The following is a 19424-nucleotide window of genomic DNA, read 5'->3' on the forward strand; positions in this document are numbered from 1 at the left end:
ACCTTATTCGACCAATCTATTTGGTTTGCAAAATTGCGGGCACCATCAGGTGTCCGCTTTTTGTGCTTTAATAACACGACTTGGAAAAGAGTGACCCGATGCGCTTTTCCAAACTCCGCCTGCTTGGATTTAAATCTTTTGTCGAACCGATGGAGTTCATCATTGAAACCGGTTTGACTGGTGTCGTTGGTCCCAATGGTTGCGGAAAATCTAATTTAGTGGAAGCATTGCGCTGGGTAATGGGAGAAAACTCTTATAAAAACATGCGTGCTTCTGGCATGGATGATGTAATTTTTTCAGGATCCGGATCACGGCCTGCCAGAAACTCTGCCGAAGTTACATTATTTCTGGATAATAGTGACCGCACTGCACCGCCCCATTATAATGATGCGGATGAGCTGCAGGTTTCACGTCGTATCGAGCGTGAGGCAGGCTCGGTGTATCGTATCAATGGCAAAGATGCGCGCGCCAAAGATGTGCAATTGTTATTTGCAGATCAGTCAACCGGCGCCCGTTCGCCTTCCATGGTCGGGCAGGGACGTATCGGTGAACTTATTCAAGCAAAGCCGCAGGCGCGTCGCGCGCTTCTGGAAGAGGCGGCAGGAATCTCCGGCCTTTATAGCCGTCGTCATGAAGCGGAACTGCGATTACGGGCGGCTGAAGGCAATTTGGAGCGGCTTGAAGATGTTGTCGGTGAGCTGGCTTCGCAGATTGAAAGCCTGAAACGTCAGGCGCGACAGGCAAATCGCTTTAAAAACCTATCTGCTGATATTCGTAAGCTTGAAGCGACACTTTTGCATTTGCGCTGGTCCGCAGCCAAGGCACAAGAGGCGGAAGCGCAGTCTACATTGGCTGATGCCACTATTTCTGTAGGAGATAAAGCGCAAGCCCAGATGAATGCTGCGAAAGAGCAGGGCATTGGCGCTTATAAATTGCCGGAATTGCGTGAGCAATCGGGGCGAGCGGCTGCTGCCATGCAACGTTTGAGCCTTGCGCGCGGTCAGATGGATCAGGAAGCCGAGCGTATCCGCCAGCGCCGCTCCGACCTGATGAAGCGTTTGGAGCAGCTAGCTAGCGATCTCAAACGGGAAGAGCAATTATTGCGAGAAAACGCCGATATTCTCATGCAGCTTGAGCAAGAAGAGCAGCAATTGCATGATATAAATGTCCGCTCTTCTGAACGCGATGAAGAACTGCAATCACTGTTTGATGTGGCGGAAGAAAAGCTGCGTGAGAGTGAAACGCTTTTAGCAAGTGTCACGACAGAGCGCGCCAATGTGATGGCCGAACGCACACAAATGCAGCGTGCTTTGCAGGATTTGCGGGAGCGGCGTGATCGCTTTTTTAAACAATTGGAAAATATGCAGAGCGAGATTGGTGCGGTTGATGCTGAATTGCGGCAATTGCCATCGGTCGCTGAAAAGCAAATTGCGCTAAAGACCGTCGAAGAAGAAACCGAATTTTGTGAGGAAACCGTCTTTGAAGCTGAAGCGCGTGTTGAAGAGCTGCGTGATGCGGGCGCAGCCAGCCGTGAAGAACTGGACAAAATTCATGGGCGTTTAAACCGGATTGAAACCGAAGCGCAAACCTTGCAAAGCATTTTGGCAGCAGGGCTGACAGGGGATTTTACTGCTGTTTTAGAGCATTTGAAAGTGCGCTCCGGCTATGAAGTGGCGCTGGGGGCTGCACTTGGGGATGCATTAACCGCAGCATTTGATGAGGATGCGCCGTCTTATTGGACGCTGGTGAACGGGCAAGTAACTGATCCGAAATTGCCGGCAGGCGTTAAGCCGCTTGCAGATTTTGTAGATGCGCCTCAACAATTGGCACGCCGTTTAAGCCAGATCGGGATTGTTAAAACCCAAGATGCAAAGCAGTTGCAGGCGCAATTGGCAGTAGGTCAGTCGTTGGTTGATCAGCAAGGCCAACTTTGGCGCTGGGATGGCTATATTGTCAAAGCAGATGCACCGACAATGGCGGCGCAACGTCTGGCACAGCAAAATCGTTTGGTTGAATTACAGATGAAAGCCATTAGCGTTAAGCGCGATGTGGATGCACAAGCGGCACGCGTTAGCGCTGATGAAAGTGCCTTGCGCGAAGCAGTGGAGGCGGAGCATATCAGCCGTGATCGCTTACGAAACATGCAAAAACAAATTCAGGAAGCGCGAGAAGCATTAAGTGCGGCGGAACGGACAACTGCACAGCTGACAAGTCGGGTATCAGCATTGCAGGATGCAAAAGAGCGCTTGCAGGAAAATCTGGAAGAAGCACAAATCCATCTCGCCGATGGTTTGGATTGGCTTGAAAAACTGCCTGCTATTGATGAGATCGAGGCGCGGCTCAATGCTGCCAATCATGCCTCACAGCAAGATCGTAATGCGCTGGCTGAAGCGCGCGCGGCCTATGATGGTTTACGCCATGAGGCGGTACTACGTGAAAACCGCTTGGCAATGATTGCGCTTGAACGCAAAAACTGGAAATCGCGCATCGAAAACGCCAATGAACAACTGGCCTCGCTTCAGGATCGCCAAGTTGAAGTGCAGGAAGAGCTGGAGATTTTAGCCGAAGCGCCGGACGAGCTGGATCGCAATTTACAAAATCTTTTATCTGAAATGAGCATTGCCGAGGCGCAAGTCAAAGAAACATCAGATAATCTGGAAGTGGCGGAAGCCGCGCAATCTGTGCTGGATAAAGCGGCTATTTTAGCCATTCAGGAATTATCCAGTGCGCGTGAAGTGCGCGCGCGTGCGGAAGAACGCTTGGCTGCTGCTGAAGAGCGCCGCAAAGAAACCGAGCAGCGTATTGCTGAAGCTTTGCAATGTCCGCCGCATGAAGCTATCCGCCAGACGGGATTAGCCGCGGATGATCTGCTGCCGGAAGCCGAACAGCTTGAACGCCAGCTGGAGCGTTTGAAAATTGAGCGTGAGCGGCTGGGTGCGGTTAATTTGCGCGCTGATGAAGAGCAGGATGAATTATCGACGCGGCTCAATGACATTATCAGTGAGCGCGATGATATTATCGAGGCGATCAAGAAATTGCGCCTTGGCATTCAGAACCTGAATCGCGAAGGGCGTGAGCGTTTGCTTGCAGCTTTTTCTGTGGTCAACGCGCAGTTCCAGCGATTGTTTACGCATTTGTTTGGCGGCGGTACAGCGGAATTACAACTGATTGAATCGGATGATCCGTTGGAAGCAGGTCTGGAAATTTTGGCGCGCCCTCCGGGTAAAAAGCCGCAAACCATGACGCTTCTGTCGGGTGGCGAGCAGGCATTGACCGCAATGGCACTGATTTTTGCGGTATTTTTGACCAATCCCGCACCGATTTGTGTGCTGGACGAAGTAGACGCACCGCTCGATGATCATAATGTCGAGCGCTATTGCAATTTGATGGATGAAATGGCGGCCTCCACGCAAACGCGTTTTGTGGTCATTACCCATAATCCGATCACCATGGCGCGGATGAATCGGCTTTATGGTGTTACCATGGCCGAGCAGGGTGTCAGCCAGTTGGTGTCGGTTGATTTGCAGGCTGCTGAAAAGCTCATCGAGCCTGCCTAATTTATCCCGGCTACGCTATTTAGAATGACGCCATGTGCTGCGTGCTGTTTTTTCAATATTATTGAGCGCATTGGAAAAGGTAGAACTCAGCAAATAGAACATGCCGAATGTCGGGCTCCAGTAATCGGTTTTCAAAGGGATACGTTTGATCAGCGGTTCAGGATTGTGCCGGTTAACGGAAGGCCTCGCATTGAAAGTCGAATAGCCTAATCCTTCTTCAATCAGACGGCGTGCCATTTCGGTGGAATTGACCATATAGCGTGTATTGGGGCGGATGTTATGATGGTCGAAAAGCCCACTATAATAAGAGCTGGCGCCACCAAAATTAGGGAAAATGAATGGTTCATTTGCGATTTCCGCCAGTTCCAGCTCTTGCTTTTGCGCCAGCGGGTGCGCCGCATTGATGGCAATATGCACTTGGGTTGGAAAGAGTTCAACGAATTTAAGTGAAGGATGGAGGAAGTCGTTCAGGCCAAAACCGGCAATGAGCTTTCCGGTACGCACTGATTCGACCAGATTGGATGATTCAAGCTCGACAATGTTGAAACGCGAGAAAGGCACCGCATCACTTAAATTTTTGATCAGTTCCGGCACTACCACCGCACCGGCACTACCGATTACACCAATGGTCAGTTCCTGTTCATTCTGTTTGGCAATACCTGCAACCTGATGTTCAAATTGGGCTTTGGCTTCAAACAACGGTTCGGCTAAAAGCAGGAAGCGCTGGCCTTCGGTGGTTAGTGATACACCTTTTGCGGGGGTGCGGTAGAAAAGGCGTACGCCAAGCTCCGTTTCAGCAATGGTAATGGCTTCACGGATGGAGGAGGGGGAAATGTTGATTAGCTGTGCTGTTTGGGTGATCGAGCCGATATTGGCGACATGGCGAATATATTCAAGCTGCTTAATGCTGACGGATTTAAACATTTGCCCTCCCAGAAAGATCATTTAATGAACTTAATACAATAGAAAATGCATTTTTTATATGAATAAATATGCTCTATGGTAAACCTACCTTGGGAGGGTAAGTTATATGAACAAACTACTGTCTAAAACTTTGTTTGCGGCTATTGGCCTTGCATTGTCGTCCACTGTTGCGCTGGCGGATAAAACCGAACTGACGGTTTCCAGCTGGTTGCCAATGACGCACCACATCAATGCCGGCATTTTGCAACCCTATGCAGAAAGAGTAAGTGAAGCGACCGATGGTCGTGTGAAGCTCAATTTCTTGAGTAAAGCACTGGGAGCACCAGCGGAACATTTTGAACTGGCGCGTAAGGGCATGGCGGATATTACCTGGGGTAATTTCACCTATGAACCAAAACGTTTTGCTGTTTTCACATTGTTTGAATTGCCACTGCTCAGTTCTTCGTCAGAAGTCAGCTCTGTTGCAGCATGGAATACATTCGACAAATATATGCGCGGCAAGCTGAAGTCGCTTGATGGCGTTGAAATTTTAGGGCTTATGCAGCTTGATCCGGGCCAGATCAATATGCGCGACAAGGCCGTGTTGACCCCTGACGATCTGAAGGGCAAGAAAGTTCGTGCAGGCGGCCCTGTACAATCTGCTCTTCTTGATGCAGCCGGTGCCGTTTCCATTTCCGCGCCACAGTCAAAGTCTTATGAGCTGCTTTCCACCGGCGTTGTGGATGGTACTTTCTCCAATACAGAAGCTCTGGGTGGCTTTAAACTGTTTGAAGTTCTTAAACATCAGACAGAAGTTGATGGCGGTGCTTATAACGGCAGCTTCTTCATTGCGATGAACAAGAAGAAGTTTGACAAGCTCTCTGATGAAGACAAAGAAGCGATCATCAAAATTTCCGGTATTGAACTGTCGCGTGCTGCTGGTCAGGATTGGGATCATTCCAGTTCAGTCGGTAAAAAAGAAGCCGCTGATAATGGTATGAATTTTGTTGAGCCGACCCCTGAACTGCTCACACTGATTGACAAGGTCAAGCAAGAGCAGCAGGCTGTATGGATCGAAAGTGCCAAAGCTGCCGGTATCGAAAATCCGCAGGAAGTGATGGATTTCTTCTTCGCTGAAATCGAACGGCTGGAAAAAGAGAAGAACTGAGCCATAGTTCGCCTCGATCGGCACTCTAATTCTCAATGAAAAAATAAATGCGGGATATGCGAAAGTTTATTTTCGCATATCTCCCGCGGAGCTGTCTCATGTCTATGAAAACACTCTTTGCAAAATTGGCGGTTGTTCCGGCCTTTTTGCTGCTGATATTGGGTTTGCTGACATTTATTGACGTTACCGGACGCAATGTGTTCACAAAACCTTTGCCCGGTTCCTTTGATATTATTTCATATCTGGTGGCTGTTGTGGTTTTCACCTCGGCACCATTTATCGCACGCTCACGCGGTCATATTGTCGTTGATCTCCTTGATCCGCTTTATTCGCCGCGTGCCCGCCGTATCCGCGATGTAATTATCGAAATCATCTGCGGTTTCTGCATGTTGCTTCTGTGCTGGTGGATCGGCGTTTACGCTTGGGAAGCATACGAGTTTGATCGTGTGTCACAGGATATCTCAATTCCTATCTGGCCGGTTGCAGGCCTTTGCTCTGTCACGAGTTTTATCACAGCTCTCATCCATTTCGGGCTGGCAATCAGTGATTTCTGCGGAAAGGAAAAACCATGACAGTCACGCTGATTGCATGTTTTATCGTTGTCGGGCTGGTATTTTTACGTATCCCTGTTGGCTTTGCCATGTTGCTGGTCGGTGTTCTTGGCCTTGCATATTTGCGGGATATGGATCTGGCGCTCGGTCTTCTTGGCTCCACCACAATGGAAACCGTGGTTTCTTTTGAACTATCGGTTATTCCGCTGTTTCTGTTGATGGGTAATGTCATCAACCGCGCCGATATTTCGCGCGAGCTTTATGACTGCGCCAATAAATTTGTCGCGCACCGTCCAGGTGGTCTGGCCATGGCGACCGTCATGAGCTCTGGCATTTTCAGTGCGATTTGCGGCTCATCGCTGGCAACGGTAGCAACCATTTCCAAAGTGGCACTGCCAGCCATGCGCCGTCACAATTATTCGGATGAATTGGCCGCTGGTGCGATTGCCGGTGGTGGTACATTGGGCGCGCTCATTCCGCCGTCCGTGCTGCTCATTCTCTATGGTCTTTTGACCGAAACCAGTATTGGTCAGCTTTTTGCTGCCGGTTTCATTCCGGGTCTTGTTGGCATTGGCTTTTATCTGCTCGCCGTTAAAGTGATGGTTTGGTACAAACCTTCATTAGGGCCTGCTGCCGAGCGCTTCTCATGGGCCGAGCGCATTAAATCCACACGCGGTATTTTCCTGCCGGTGTTGCTGTTTATTGTGGTAATCGGCGGTATTTATGCAGGCTACTTCACGCCGACAGAATCGGCCGGTATTGGTGCAATTGCTTCTCTGGCAATTGCTTTTGGTCGCGGCAAGTTTAACCTGACCGACCTGAAAGAAGTGCTGATTGAAACAGTGCTTGTCAGTGCATCGCTGTTCTTCATCCTGATCGGTGCGCTTTACTTCTCCCATGTGGTTACTGTTTCAGGTTTTGCCGAAGATATCTTAAGCTTCCTCACCGGTATTAATGCGTCACCGATGATGATTATTTTCGGTATTATTATCATTTATCTTCTGCTCGGTTGCATTATGGACAGTATGGCAATGGTGATGCTGACTGTGCCGATTTTTGCACCATTGGTTATCAGCCTCGGTTTCCATCCGGTCTGGTTCGGTATCATCGTGGTGGTCGTTTCTGAAATCAGCTTCATCACCCCGCCAATCGGTATCAACATTTTTGTGCTGCGTTCCAACCAGCCTGATCTGTCGATCTCGACCATCTATCGCGGTGTGACACCTTTCTGGATTTCCGACTTGTTCCGTTTGGCAGTGCTGACGATGTTCCCAATTTTGTCGCTGTGGCTGCCATCCATCTTATTTTGATCTGTAGGTGTCTTTTCTTATGACTGTACTCGAGTATTTTAATTCCATTCATGACGACGTAACTGAATGGCGCCGCAGCCTGCATACCATGCCGGAACTTCTTTATGATTTGCCAAAAACAAGTCAGTTTGTGGCACAGAAACTGCGTGAATTCGGCGTTGATGAAATCACGGAAAATATTGCACAATCAGGTATTGTGGCGACTATTAAAGGTAAGCGTGAAGGCACAAAACGTGTTGGCCTTCGCGCTGATATGGATGCTCTGCCGATCCCTGAGCAAACCAATCTGCCTTATGCTTCCAAGCATGAAGGTTTGATGCATGCCTGTGGCCATGACGGCCACACGGCAATGCTGCTCGGTGCTGCATGTTATTTATGTGAAAATCGCGACTTCGCCGGTTCTGTGGTGCTGATTTTTCAGCCAGCTGAAGAAACCGGTGCCGGTGGCAAGGCGATGATCGACGAAGGGCTGTTTGAAAAATGGCCGGTTGATGCAGTCTATGGTCTGCATAATCAACCTGGCATTGAAATCGGTCATTTCATCTGCCGTAAAGGGCCAATGCTGGCTTCATCGGACGAGTTCGACATTACCATTCACGGTAAAGGTGGTCATGCGGCTGCACCTCAAACGGCGATTGATCCGCTGATGGTGGCATCATCCATTTTGAGCGCGGCACAGGCAATTGTTGCGCGTAATTTGTCGCCATTTGATTCAGCCGCTTTGTCGATCACCCGGCTGGAAGCAGGTGACAGCTACAACACCATTCCGCCTGTGGCGACAATGTCCGGTACGATCCGTACATTGAATGAAAAAGCCCGTGCGATGATGAAAGAGCGTTTAAGCCAAGTGGTTGAGCATAGTGCGGCACTGCATGGTGCAACGGCGGAGCTCAATATCAAAACCGGCTATCCTGTTTTGGATAATACCCCAGCCAACGCGGCATTTATTGCGGATGTCGCGCGCAGTATCGTACCGGCAAGTCAGGTGAATGGCGATTGCACCCCGATCCTTGCCAGCGAAGACTTTGCCTTCATGCTGCAGGAAGTGCCGGGTGCCTATATGTTGATGGGTAATGGTAGCACTGCTTCATTGCATAATGCGGCCTACGATTTCAACGATGCAGCCATTTCTTATGGCAGTGCATTTTTAGTCACCGCTGCTTTGAACACATTGAACGAAGCGTAATTTTTACAAAAAATATGAGTATCACGGGTAATTTGAATGGCCTGTGATACTCAGGCTCTTTGTTATTGTGCTTTTAATGTTTGCAGAACCGTTTGCGTTGTGCGTGCAATATGGTTGCGGATAATCTCGGTTGCGCCCTCAATGTCTCGATTGAAAGCCGCATCAAACAAGGCTTTATGCTCAGCTGCAATATCGCGCACACCTACTGATTGTTTGCGTGAAAGATGACGATAACGCTGGTGCTGTTCATAAATTTGCTGGCGCATACGCATAATCCATGCGGACGGACAGGCTGCAACCATTGTTTCATGGAAAATCGCGTTGCGTGATTCCCATTCAATAAAATCGGTTTCACCTTGAATTATTTTTTGCTCAGCGCGTTCAAGGCGATGATAGGCGGCAACCAATTGTGTTTCCCAATCATCATCCCCGTGCAGAAAAGATTGCCGTAGTGCTTCAATTTCGAGCAGAGTGCGTGTTTCGCCGATATCATAAGCATCTTCTGCCGACATAGGCGCTACAAAAAAACCACGCTGTCCTTCTAGAATTACAAGTCGTTCACTGGAAAGACGAGACAAAGCCTCACGCAGCGGACCGGCACCGAAGCCATATTTCTCACGCAAGGTTTCGATCTTTAATTTTTCATTCGGTAAAAGAATGCCAAAAACGATGTCTTCCCGCAATTGGCGATAGGCTTTTTCCGAGTTTGTTTTTTCCGGCAATGCAAGTTGTTTTTCTAACATAATCAAACTCCTGATTGTAACCTACCCATGAATTCCAAAAAAATCAATATTCTGTATATTATCGATAAAACATAAAATATCGATTTTTATGTTGACTTGATAAGAAAATCGATATTTCTTAAGGCGAGTATCTCTTTGGGAGGAGACGAGTATGAATACCCGCTTGGGTCAGGCGCATGAGGATGGAACTGCTTCTATGGAGCAGGGCGTGCGCACGAATAATTTCACAGTTTTTTTGACGTCTATTGATAGTTGGATTGCTCGCTCCGAAACGCTCGTTGCAGGGCTTTTGGCATTTGTGATAGTCATTTTGCTGCTCATCAATGTTGCAACGCGCACCTTTGGTATGCCGCTGTTCTGGGTTGATGAACTGGCAATTTATGCAATGGTTTGGATGGGGTTCTTAGGCGCGTCGCTTGGTATCCATTATCGTCAGCATATTGCTGTGACCGTTTGTATCGATTTATTACCGATCCGTATGCATATGTTCATGCTGGTCATGATCGATGTCATGATGTTGGCTTTGTTTCTCATTCTGTCGGTTTTCGTTTGGCAGTGGTTTGACCCGATCGCCGTAATACAGGCTGATTCATTGAGTGAAGTCGGCGCGAAAACTTTCAACTTTATCTATGACGAACCAACCACAACGCTTGGCGTTCGCAAGTTTTGGTTCTGGCTGATCCTCCCTGTTTTCTGCGTTTTTGTGACTATTCACAGTATCAAAAACCTTGTCGATAGTGTGCGCACATATCTTGATGCAGCCGGAGCGGAGGTGGTGAAATGATCGCCGGATTGAGTTTTGTTGGCCTTGTTATTGCTGGTCTGCCAATTGCATTTATTTTGCTTGCTGTAGCGATTATTTACATTTTTTCCAGCGGCAATACTGTGTTGCTGGCCTCGCTGCCGCAGCAGTTGTTTGGTGGTTTGGAAAGCTATGGTTTGCTGGCGTTGCCGCTTTTCATTTTGCTGGGCGAGCTGATGAATGAGGGTGGCATTGGTCGCCGTCTCATGGGGCTTGCCATGTCTATCATCGGTTCGGTTCGCGGTGGTTTGGCCTATGTGAACTTGCTGGCTAACGTGATGATGGCATCTATCTTGGGTTCAACCGTGGCGCAGATTACTGTTATGTCGCGCATGGCTGTGCCGGAAATGGATCGTGCGGGTTATCCGCGTGATATTTCTGCGGCCATCACGGCAGCAGGTGGCTTGCTGGCTCCTGTTATCCCGCCATCAATGCTTTTCATCATCTACGGTGTGGTCGCACAGATCTCAATCGGTGATTTATTTATTGCGGGTGTTGTACCGGGCCTGTTAATGGCTGTGTCGTTCTTTGTCGTTATTGCTATTCTTGGCCGCATTTATAATTTCCCTGAAGGTGAGAGTTATAACTGGTCGCAGCGCTTCAAAGCTTTGTGTGATGCTTTGCCAGCCGTTATCATTCCTGTGACTATTATTGGTACTATTTTGGGCGGTATCGCCACACCAACCGAATCAGCAGTCCTTGCCATTGTTGCATCAGTTCTGGTTGGCCGCTTTATCTATGGTGAGTTGGAGTTTTCCCATCTGGCACCAGCATTTGTGCGTGCAGCACGTGGTGCAGCGGTGGTGTTGTTCCTGATTGCAGCCGCACAAGTCTTTTCATGGGTCATTACCTTTGAAAATCTTCCTGCAACCGTTGCTGTTTTCTTGCAGTCGTTGACTGAATCGCCAACTGTGTTCTTGCTGCTGGTTGTGGCACTGCTGTTGGTGCTCGGTATGTTTACCGATCCAATCCCTGCAATCATTCTGGTTGTTCCAGTACTGTTGCCGGTTGCTACCAATGTCTATGGCGTTGATCCGTTCCACTTTGGCATGATTGTCTGTCTAACACTGGTTGTTGGCCTGCTCACACCACCGGTCGGCACCGGATTATTTACGGCCGCCTTGATGACAGGCGTAAAAGCTGAGCGTATTGCATTGATGACCATGCCGTTCTTGCTGGCGACAATGGCTGTGATTTTGGCAATTGTGTTCTTTCCTGTTTTACTGAAATTGCTGTGAGGGAAGAACCATGACATTTCCGCAAAACGCAACAGATCATAAGCCACTGAATATCACCGTGATCGGTTGCGGTACGATTGGTGCGGGCTGGGCTGCAACTTTTGCAGCCGCCGGACATCGGGTTAAAGTTTATGATCTCAATCCGGCATCGGACAAGCGTTTGGCCGATGTCTGGCATCAGGCATTACCGGTTTTGCAGCGTATCGGTGTTTGTGTGGAGGCTCCGCAACCTCCATCATGGACAGATAATCTGGATGATGCATTGTCGGATGTGCAGTTTATTCAGGAGGCATTGCCGGAAAAACTACCGCTGAAGCTGGAAATGCTGGCATGCATTGAAGACAAGATTGCCGATGATGTGCTGATTGCATCAAGCTCGTCAGGTTTGAGCCCGAGCCAGATGCAGGCGCAGATGCGCGTGCCGCAGCGTTTGCTGATCGGCCATCCCTGCAATCCGCCTTACCTGATGCCTCTGGTTGAAATTTGTGGCGGTGAACTAACTGCACCGCAAGCATTGGATCGTGCCGAGGAGATATATCAATATCTTGGCAAATCGGTATTGCGCTTACAAAAAGAAGCCTCCGGCCATCTGGTTAACCGCTTGCAGGCAGCACTTTGGCGTGAAGCTGTGCATCTTGCATCACAAGGCTATGCCAGCGTTGGCGATATTGAAAAGGCGGTTACGCAAGGCTTGGGCGCGCGTTGGAGCATTTTGGGGCCGACAGCGATTTTTCATCTGGCAGGTGCAGAGCAAGGCTTAGCCAAGTTTCTCGACGATTTGGGCACTGAAGTTGAAAAATGGTGGAGCGATTTAGGCACACCTGAACTCAGCGATGAAGTGAAGCAAGTGCTCATCAAGGGGATGGATGCAGCAGCCGGAGAGGAAACATCCTCGGCTATGGCAGCGCGACGTGATGAGCAGGTGGTTGCGATGATTGAAAAGCAGCAATCACTTCAGCGCAAATATTAAAGGGTTCTGATGCTTAATAACGCATCAAAGAATATTATCTGGGAGGAAATTAGATGAAGTCATTATTGAAATTCACGCTTGCAACCTTAACGGCGACTGCTTCTCTTGGCACTCTTGCCAATGCTGCCGATTATCGCATTGGCTTGATTACGCCACCTTCACACCAATGGAGTGTGCAGGCCGTGGAAATGGCCAAAACACTCAATGAAAAAACTGATGGCCGTGTAAACTTGTTGGTTTTCCCAAGCGGTCAGCTGGGTAGTGAAGCGCAGGTTTTGCAGCAGATGCAGTCTGGTGCGGTTGATTTCTCCTTCATGACATTGGGCGAATTCGCCAACCGTAACGCCAATTTCGGCATTTTCCTTGCACCATATCTGGTTAAGGATATTGATGGCGCACAGGCATTGCTGAAAGGCCCGACCGCTCTTAAAGTTCTGGAAGAAGTGAAACCACTCGGTCTCGTTGGTTTTGGCTATGGTATGGCCGGTATGCGCCAGATCGTTATGCGCGGCGATGTCAAAGACGGCACTGACTTGTCTGGCAAAAAAATTCGCACCATTCCGCTCGCACCGGAATTGGATTTCTGGAAAAAGCTGGGCGCTGCACCAACACCGATGCCATTGCCTGCACTTTATGATGCTTTCGCCAATGGTCAGGTCGATGGCATGCAGATCGATTTCGAAGGCACATGGAACAGCAGCTACTATGAGCATGCGGGCACTATTCTTGATAGTAACCACATGATGTTCCCGATGGTCGCCGTTGGCTCAGCGCGCAAATGGGCGACTATTTCACCGGAAGATCAAGAAATCCTGCGCACTACCATGGTGGAATATCTCGATAAGATCGTTTCCTCATACGACCAGATCGATCAGGATTATCTGGAAAAACTCAAAGGCACCAAGGTTCAGGTGAAAAGCGTAGATCGTAGTTTCTTCGGCGCACCGATTGATGATTGGTACAAAGAATGGCGTGAAAAAACGCCACTTTTGAAGGAACTGGAAGCGGAAGCAGCCGCTCTCTAATCACAAAATCCCCCTTGGCGGCGATGGCCTTCAAGGGGGATCAAGACTTTTACTAACCCTGTAATTTTAAGAGTGAGGCTTATGACTTATACACTGCGCGAATTGCGTTACGTGCGTTTTGGTACGCAGGATGCTGCCAGCAGCCATCAGTTTCTGACAGAAATTGTTGGCCTGGAAAATGCCGGTAAAAAAGACGGCTCTTATTATTATCGTTCAGATGCACGTGCTTACAGCGTCAATATGGTGGCAGGTGCTACAAAACCGGCAATCGCCATCACGGTTGCGCGCCGTGAAGATCTGGATGCTTTGGAAAAACAACTGACAGCGCATAATATTGCTTCAACATTTGGTGGTGAAGAAGAATGCGCTGAACGTCTGGTGAAAGCCTATTTGAGCTGCACTGCGCCAAATGGCCTGATCGTTGAATTTGTCTGGCGTCCGATGACCAGCGGTTGGCGTTATTTCCCAAGCCGTGATGCCGGCGTGACCGAATTTCAGACTGTATCACTGTGTTGCAAAGATATTGCCGCCAATGAGCATTTCTGGACGCAAGTGATTGGTGCCAAAGTCTCGGATTGGGTGGGTGATACCGCTTATATTCGCCTTGATGACAAGCATCACGTCATTGCGCTTTATCCGTCCACGCGCGATGGCTTGATGGGCATTACCTTCAATGTTGAAGGTATCAACAACATCATGCAGAATTTCTATTTTTTCCAGCGCCAGCAATTGCCGATCATTCATGGCCCCGGTCACCATCCGGCATCCGACCAGATTTTCGTAACCACAGAAGCGATGAAAATCGCTGGCCAAAATGATGAACCGCTAATGGTGACTTATGCCACCGGCATGCTGAAAGGTGAAGAAAATTTTGCCAATCCGCCACGTCAATATCGCCACCAGCCGCGCTCTTATTGCGAATGGGGCTCTTATACCAATGTGCCGGAATTTGCCGGAGACAATGTGTAAGCCCTAGTTGTGGGACAGGGCGCGTGAACAGCCAAATTTCAATTTCTGCCTGATAAAAGGAGGCACACATGATTGAGTTGAGTGACGTCGTTTATTGCCGGGTTGGCACTCAGGATCTGGAAAGTGCTGAGGCTTTTGCGACAACAATTTTAGGTCTCGAAGTGGCTGAGCGCACCAAAGGTGCCATCCATTTCAAATCAGATAATCGCGACCATACGCTGTGTTATTTCGAAGGTAATCCTGAAGATCATATTACCGCTTTCGAGCTGAAATCCTCTGCTGAATTGCAGGCTGCTGCCGCATCTTTGGAGGCGCTCGGGCATAATGTGCAATATGGCAGCCCCGCTGAATGCGAGATACGTCATGTGCGCGAATTTATTCGCTTTAATGATCCGACTGGTAATGTGATCGAGTTTATCGTCCGTCCAAGCATGTCGGGGGTTGATTATCATGGCACCCGTGATGCCGGTATCACCGGTTTCAGCCATGTCGGCTTCTATTCCACCGATGTGGAGCGGGATGAAAAATTCTGGACAACTGTTTGTAATGCACGTGTTTCTGATCGTATTGGTGATGCACCATTGATGCGCATCGGTGCGATCCACCATACGATCGCACTCTTTCCGGGGAATAAAGCTGGCATTCAGCACATCAATCATCAGGTGGAATCCACCCATGATATCCAGCGCTCCAGCAATTTGCTGCGTGATAAACAAGTGCCGATTACCTTTGGGCCGGGTCGTCACCCGACATCTTCAGCACAGTTTCTCTATTTCCGTGGCCCCGATGGTATGACTTATGAATATTCCACCGGCGTGTGCGAAATTCATGATGAACCATTGTGGCGTGATCGTCAGTTTGCCTTTGAGCCGAAAGGTTTCTGCCTTTGGGGTGCAAGCCCTAAAATTGCAGCCTTTTCGGAAGGGGATGACTAAGCATGTCCGTGAATATGAATGAAGCCTCTGTGACGGTCAGAAAAGCTGCCCGTGCCTTGGGGCGTAGTGGTTTGGTACATGCTTATGGGCATTGTTCCATGCGCCTTGATGCCAGCACTTTTCTGGTTTGTCCGGCTTCACCACCGGGATTGGTTGGTGTGGGTGAAGAATGCACTGTGCTGCAAATTCATGAGCCACTGCCGGAAAATGTACTGGGCGAGGTGCGTCTGCATCAGCAAATTTACCAAAACCGCGCTGATATTAATGGCGTGGTGCGCTTTATGAGCCCGAAGATGATGTCACTGGCTGCAATGGGTTTGAGCCCGAAGCCGCGTCATGGTTTTGGTTCTTATTTCGCGCCAAGCGTTCCGCTTTGGGATGATCCGCAGCTTATCCGCGATGATGAGCGCGCGCAAAAAGTCATCCGCCTGATGGGCGAGTCCAAGGCCGTGCTGATGCGCGGCAATGGTGCCGTTGTGGCCGGTCAGTCGCTGGAAGAGGCGGTGGTGCTGGCTTGGTATCTGGAAGACAGCTGCCGTGTGGAGCTCGATGTTCTGGCCAGCGGCATGGCGCAACATGCACCCGTTTTAAGCAATGAAGAAGCTGCACAACGTGCGACCAAAGCAGGCCGCATCTTTGAAAGAATGTGGCAGTTTTTAACGAATGATGATGAAGAGTGAACCCCATTATGACTGCGAATAAATCAACTGGCGCGGGCACTGCCGGCACTGAAATTCTCAACTTTATTGGCGGCGAATATCGCAAAGGCGGCGGCCGTCTGTTTGAAAATTATTATCCGGCAACCGGTCAGGTTCATGCCCATGTACATGAAGCAAGCCGTGAGGATGTTGATCTGGCAGTTGGTGCTGCCAAACAGGCGCTGAAAGGCCCTTGGGGTCGTATGAGCGTTGCCGAACGTCTCTCGATTTTGCGTAAAGTCGCTGATGGCATTCAGGCGCGCTTTGATGAATTTTTGCGCGCTGAAATCATGGATACCGGCAAGCCGCGCTCCATCGCCAGCCATATTGATATTCCGCGTGGTGGTGCGAACTTCAATGTATTCGCCGATCAGATCGCATCTTTGAGCACCGAAGCATTCCAGTCGGCAACGCCGGATGGTGCGGGCGCTATCAACTATGCTATCCGCGTTCCGCGTGGGGTGATTGCGGTCATCTGTCCGTGGAACCTGCCACTGCTGTTGATGACATGGAAAGTGGCGCCAGCCATGGCTGCGGGTAACACGGTTGTCGTCAAACCATCGGAAGAAACACCTGCAACTGCTGCACTCTTGGGCGAAGTCATGAATGCAGCCGGTGTTCCGGCCGGTGTTTATAACGTCGTGCATGGTTTTGGTGCGGATTCTGCCGGTGAGTTTTTGACCTCCCATCCGGATGTTGACGGCATTACTTTTACCGGTGAAACCTCGACCGGTGAGGCGATCATGCGTGCAGCCTCCAATGGTGTGCGTCCCGTTTCGCTTGAACTGGGTGGCAAAAATGCCGGTATCATTTTTAATGATGCGGATATTGCTAAAGCAATTGAAGGCACTGGCCGTTCCTGCTTTGCCAATACCGGTCAGGTTTGCCTTGCAACCGAGCGTCTTTATGTTCAGCGCGGTATTTTTGAAGAGTTCTGCGCCAAGCTGACTGCGCAGGCCAAATCTTACCGCTTTGGTGATCCGTTTAATCCTGAAGTGACAATGGGGCCGTTGGTCAGCGATATTCATCGCCAGAAAGTGCTGGGCTTTTATGAAAAAGCCAAGGCAGAAGGTGCGACCATTCTTTGTGGTGGCGGCACACCGGATGTGGCTGGTTTTGAAAATGGTTACTTTGTTGAACCAACCCTTTGGACCGGCTTGCCGCAGACATCGGAAATCGTCACCAATGAAATTTTTGGTCCTTGCGCGCATATCAGCGTGTTTGACGATGAAGAAGAAGTTGTCGGTCTTGCCAATAACAGCCCTTACGGTTTGGCAACGGCAGTCTGGACAGAAAACTTAAGCCGTGCGCATCGCGTTGCCTCACAGATTGATGTGGGCATTGCATGGGTCAACAGTTGGTTCCTGCGTGATTTGCGCACCCCGTTTGGCGGCTCGAAAAAGTCCGGTATTGGTCGCGAAGGCGGCAATCACTCATTCGAATTTTACACTGAGCTTCGCAACATCTGCATCAAGCTTTAATCGCATAATCAGGAATAGATATCATGTTGAACGATCAGGAACGCTCGCTTGCCATTGAAGCTTTGCTGGAAGCCCATCGCAGCAAAAAGCCTTGCACACAATTATCAACCCAGTGGCCACATATCACCATTGATGATGCTTATGCGATTTCGCACGCTGTTGCGCAAAAGCGCATGGCTGGTGGCGCACGTATTGTCGGGCACAAAATTGGTCTGACATCAAAAGCTATGCAGGCTTCTTCTCAGATTGATGAGCCGGATTACGGTCACATCTTTGATGATATGCTGCTCAATGATGGTGCCAAAGTGCGCCATGCCGATTTTTGTGTTCCACGCGTTGAGCCGGAACTGACCTTTGTGCTGAAAGAGCCGCTTAAAGGTCCGAATATTGGCTTAGTGGATGTGTTGCGCGCCACAGAATATGTCATTCCGTCCATCGAAATCATTGATGCCCGAGTGCAGAACCCGCGCAAGATATTCGACACTGTAGCAGATAATGGTGCAGCTGCCGGCTTGGTTCTAGGTGGTCGTCCGGTACGCCCTGAAGAGATTGATCTTCGCTGGGCAGGCGCTGTTTTCTATCGTAACTCCGAAATTGAAGAAACGGGTCTTGCCGCCGGTGTGCTCGGTCATCCGGCGATGGCGATTGCATGGCTTGCCAACAAGCTTGCGCCATTTGGCGTGACATTGGAGCCCGGTCATTTGCTGCTATCGGGCTCGTTCACGCGTCCGGTTTGGGCTGATAAGGGCGACACGCTGCATGCAGATTTTGGCCCTCTCGGCAGCGTTGCCGTGCAGTTTGTTTGATAGGTTTGATCATGGACGTGAAAACAAACCCATTTAAGGCAGCTATGCGCTCGCGCACCAAGCAAATTGGTGTGTGGAGCATGAGCGCCAGCCCTGTGGCGGTGGAAATTATCGGTAATAGCGGTTTTGATTGGGTCTGCCTTGATGCAGAACATTCACCGGTTGATATTTCCAATCTCGTGACGCTTTTGCATGCAGGATCCGCCGGTAAAGCCCATCCCGTCGTGCGTCCGGCATGGAATGATCCGGTTTTGCTCAAGCGGGTGCTGGATGTGGGCGCACAAACTGTGCTGGTGCCTTTTGTGCAAAATGCAGATGAAGCGCGCCAAGCTGTGGCAGCTTGCCGTTATCCGCCGGAAGGTATCCGCGGTGTTTCAGGAAGCTCGCGCGCATCGGCCTATGGTCAGATGAATGGTTATCTGAAAAAAGCCAATGACGAGATCTGCGTGCTGGTGCAACTTGAAACCGGTAGCGCTTTGCAAAATCTGGAAGAGATTGCGCAGGTAGAAGGTGTTGATGGTGTTTTTATCGGCCCGTCTGATCTGGCGGCATCGCTTGGTCATTTAGGCAATCCGGGGCACCCGGATGTGCAAAATGCTATTCAGGAAGCAATTGAAAAACTCAATAAGCTTGGCAAAGCCGGTGGCATTTTGACCACTGACATTGCAGCAGCTCGTAAATATCTGGAGTGGGGCTTTACTTTTGTCGCCTCGGCACTGGATATCCAGTTGCTGATGGGGGGCTTAAAAAACGCTCTGCATGATGTAACCAAAGACTAAAACAAAACCGGCTTCTGATAATAAAGAAGCCGGTTTTTTTAATGGATCATGCTTATTGCGCATTTATAGTTATGCGATGCAACAGGCATGTTTCACAGAGCTTCATAAAATAAAGCCGTATTCTTTATCTATATTATATTGGGAAATTATGGCTGGGGCGCCTGGATTCGAACCAGGGAATGCCGGTACCAAAAACCGGTGCCTTACCGCTTGGCTACGCCCCAACAAATCGCAAATCGATTGCGCTGCGGTTGGCGAACCTATAGCCGCTTAAAAAACGAAGTGCAATCCGGTTATGTGGTT

Annotated in this window: 17 protein-coding genes and 1 tRNA gene; 15 read left to right on the plus strand and 3 right to left on the minus strand. The window is 49.6% G+C overall.

What is annotated here, in order from left to right:
- Positions 1–98: 98 nt before the first annotated feature.
- Positions 99–3557 (plus strand): chromosome segregation protein SMC, encoded by a 3459-nt coding sequence (gene smc, locus JNC77_RS04665; RefSeq protein WP_374829882.1) that lies wholly within the window; start codon positions 99–101, stop codon positions 3555–3557.
- Positions 3558–3572: 15 nt separating this feature from the next.
- Here the strand turns inward: smc and JNC77_RS04670 are convergent, their stop codons facing one another.
- Complete coding sequence (locus JNC77_RS04670) at positions 3573–4481, minus strand: LysR family transcriptional regulator (RefSeq protein ID WP_374829884.1); 909 nt, start codon at positions 4479–4481, stop codon at positions 3573–3575.
- A gap of 106 nt (positions 4482–4587) precedes the next feature.
- On the opposite strand from JNC77_RS04670, the gene JNC77_RS04675 reads away from it, so the two are divergent.
- The 4 genes from JNC77_RS04675 to JNC77_RS04690 all read left to right on the plus strand — a co-directional run bounded on the left by JNC77_RS04675 (position 4588) and on the right by JNC77_RS04690 (position 8675).
- Positions 4588–5628 carry a TRAP transporter substrate-binding protein gene (locus JNC77_RS04675; RefSeq protein ID WP_374829886.1) on the plus strand — a complete coding sequence of 347 codons (1041 nt, stop codon included), beginning with the start codon at positions 4588–4590 and terminating at the stop codon, positions 5626–5628.
- A gap of 98 nt (positions 5629–5726) precedes the next feature.
- The gene (locus JNC77_RS04680; protein ID WP_374829888.1) at positions 5727–6200 is read left to right on the plus strand and encodes a TRAP transporter small permease; all 474 of its coding nucleotides are present in this window, start codon (positions 5727–5729) and stop codon (positions 6198–6200) included.
- The gene (locus JNC77_RS04685) at positions 6197–7489 is read left to right on the plus strand and encodes a TRAP transporter large permease (protein ID WP_374829890.1); all 1293 of its coding nucleotides are present in this window, start codon (positions 6197–6199) and stop codon (positions 7487–7489) included. Before JNC77_RS04680 ends, JNC77_RS04685 begins: the two co-directional genes overlap by 4 nt.
- A 19-nt stretch (positions 7490–7508) precedes the next feature.
- Positions 7509–8675, plus strand: a complete 1167-nt coding sequence (locus JNC77_RS04690; RefSeq protein WP_374829892.1) for a M20 aminoacylase family protein — start codon at positions 7509–7511, stop codon at positions 8673–8675.
- A gap of 62 nt (positions 8676–8737) precedes the next feature.
- On the opposite strand, the gene JNC77_RS04695 is transcribed toward JNC77_RS04690, so the two are convergent.
- A complete protein-coding gene (locus JNC77_RS04695) occupies positions 8738–9418 on the minus strand; it encodes a GntR family transcriptional regulator (RefSeq protein WP_374829894.1) in 681 nt (226 codons plus the stop codon).
- A gap of 151 nt (positions 9419–9569) precedes the next feature.
- Between JNC77_RS04695 and JNC77_RS04700 the strand changes: the two genes are divergently transcribed.
- From JNC77_RS04700 to JNC77_RS04745, 10 genes are all read left to right on the plus strand, one after another.
- Positions 9570–10202: a TRAP transporter small permease gene (locus tag JNC77_RS04700; protein WP_374829896.1), complete on the plus strand. Its 633-nt coding sequence runs from the start codon at positions 9570–9572 to the stop codon at positions 10200–10202.
- Complete coding sequence (locus tag JNC77_RS04705) at positions 10199–11458, plus strand: TRAP transporter large permease (protein WP_374829898.1); 1260 nt, start codon at positions 10199–10201, stop codon at positions 11456–11458. Before JNC77_RS04700 ends, JNC77_RS04705 begins: the two co-directional genes overlap by 4 nt.
- Before the next feature lie 10 nt (positions 11459–11468).
- Positions 11469–12428: a 3-hydroxyacyl-CoA dehydrogenase NAD-binding domain-containing protein gene (locus tag JNC77_RS04710; protein ID WP_374829900.1), complete on the plus strand. Its 960-nt coding sequence runs from the start codon at positions 11469–11471 to the stop codon at positions 12426–12428.
- Between the two features lie 53 nt (positions 12429–12481).
- Positions 12482–13453, plus strand: a complete 972-nt coding sequence (locus JNC77_RS04715) for a TRAP transporter substrate-binding protein (RefSeq protein WP_374829902.1) — start codon at positions 12482–12484, stop codon at positions 13451–13453.
- A gap of 81 nt (positions 13454–13534) precedes the next feature.
- A complete protein-coding gene (locus JNC77_RS04720) occupies positions 13535–14422 on the plus strand; it encodes a VOC family protein (RefSeq protein WP_374829904.1) in 888 nt (295 codons plus the stop codon).
- Positions 14423–14490: 68 nt separating this feature from the next.
- Positions 14491–15357, plus strand: coding sequence for a VOC family protein (locus JNC77_RS04725; protein WP_374829906.1), 867 nt, complete (start codon positions 14491–14493; stop codon positions 15355–15357).
- A gap of 2 nt (positions 15358–15359) precedes the next feature.
- A complete protein-coding gene (locus JNC77_RS04730) occupies positions 15360–16037 on the plus strand; it encodes a class II aldolase/adducin family protein (RefSeq protein WP_374829908.1) in 678 nt (225 codons plus the stop codon).
- An 8-nt stretch (positions 16038–16045) separates the two neighbouring features.
- Positions 16046–17536 carry a 2-hydroxymuconic semialdehyde dehydrogenase gene (locus JNC77_RS04735; protein ID WP_374829910.1) on the plus strand — a complete coding sequence of 497 codons (1491 nt, stop codon included), beginning with the start codon at positions 16046–16048 and terminating at the stop codon, positions 17534–17536.
- 23 nt (positions 17537–17559) lie between these two features.
- On the plus strand, positions 17560–18342 hold the full coding sequence (hpaH, locus tag JNC77_RS04740) for a 2-oxo-hept-4-ene-1,7-dioate hydratase (RefSeq protein WP_184220498.1): 783 nt from the start codon (positions 17560–17562) through the stop codon (positions 18340–18342).
- Between the two features lie 11 nt (positions 18343–18353).
- Entirely contained in the window at positions 18354–19121 is a 768-nt protein-coding gene (locus tag JNC77_RS04745) for an HpcH/HpaI aldolase family protein (protein WP_374829912.1), read from the plus strand.
- 149 nt (positions 19122–19270) lie between these two features.
- On the opposite strand, the gene JNC77_RS04750 is transcribed toward JNC77_RS04745, so the two are convergent.
- Positions 19271–19345: transfer RNA gene (locus JNC77_RS04750), tRNA-Gln, on the minus strand.
- Positions 19346–19424 lie beyond the last annotated feature (79 nt).

Source organism: Paenochrobactrum pullorum, assembly GCF_041929845.1.
Taxonomy (GTDB): Bacteria; Pseudomonadota; Alphaproteobacteria; order Rhizobiales; family Rhizobiaceae; genus Paenochrobactrum; species Paenochrobactrum pullorum.

Coding starts and splice junctions, on each gene's coding strand:
- smc (WP_374829882.1), top strand. CDS start 99: ATGCGCTTTTCCAAACTCCGCCTGCTTGGATTTAAATCTTTTGTCGAA.
- JNC77_RS04670 (WP_374829884.1), bottom strand. CDS start 4,481: ATGTTTAAATCCGTCAGCATTAAGCAGCTTGAATATATTCGCCATGTC.
- JNC77_RS04675 (WP_374829886.1), top strand. CDS start 4,588: ATGAACAAACTACTGTCTAAAACTTTGTTTGCGGCTATTGGCCTTGCA.
- JNC77_RS04680 (WP_374829888.1), top strand. CDS start 5,727: ATGTCTATGAAAACACTCTTTGCAAAATTGGCGGTTGTTCCGGCCTTT.
- JNC77_RS04685 (WP_374829890.1), top strand. CDS start 6,197: ATGACAGTCACGCTGATTGCATGTTTTATCGTTGTCGGGCTGGTATTT.
- JNC77_RS04690 (WP_374829892.1), top strand. CDS start 7,509: ATGACTGTACTCGAGTATTTTAATTCCATTCATGACGACGTAACTGAA.
- JNC77_RS04695 (WP_374829894.1), bottom strand. CDS start 9,418: ATGTTAGAAAAACAACTTGCATTGCCGGAAAAAACAAACTCGGAAAAA.
- JNC77_RS04700 (WP_374829896.1), top strand. CDS start 9,570: ATGAATACCCGCTTGGGTCAGGCGCATGAGGATGGAACTGCTTCTATG.
- JNC77_RS04705 (WP_374829898.1), top strand. CDS start 10,199: ATGATCGCCGGATTGAGTTTTGTTGGCCTTGTTATTGCTGGTCTGCCA.
- JNC77_RS04710 (WP_374829900.1), top strand. CDS start 11,469: ATGACATTTCCGCAAAACGCAACAGATCATAAGCCACTGAATATCACC.
- JNC77_RS04715 (WP_374829902.1), top strand. CDS start 12,482: ATGAAGTCATTATTGAAATTCACGCTTGCAACCTTAACGGCGACTGCT.
- JNC77_RS04720 (WP_374829904.1), top strand. CDS start 13,535: ATGACTTATACACTGCGCGAATTGCGTTACGTGCGTTTTGGTACGCAG.
- JNC77_RS04725 (WP_374829906.1), top strand. CDS start 14,491: ATGATTGAGTTGAGTGACGTCGTTTATTGCCGGGTTGGCACTCAGGAT.
- JNC77_RS04730 (WP_374829908.1), top strand. CDS start 15,360: ATGTCCGTGAATATGAATGAAGCCTCTGTGACGGTCAGAAAAGCTGCC.
- JNC77_RS04735 (WP_374829910.1), top strand. CDS start 16,046: ATGACTGCGAATAAATCAACTGGCGCGGGCACTGCCGGCACTGAAATT.
- hpaH (WP_184220498.1), top strand. CDS start 17,560: ATGTTGAACGATCAGGAACGCTCGCTTGCCATTGAAGCTTTGCTGGAA.
- JNC77_RS04745 (WP_374829912.1), top strand. CDS start 18,354: ATGGACGTGAAAACAAACCCATTTAAGGCAGCTATGCGCTCGCGCACC.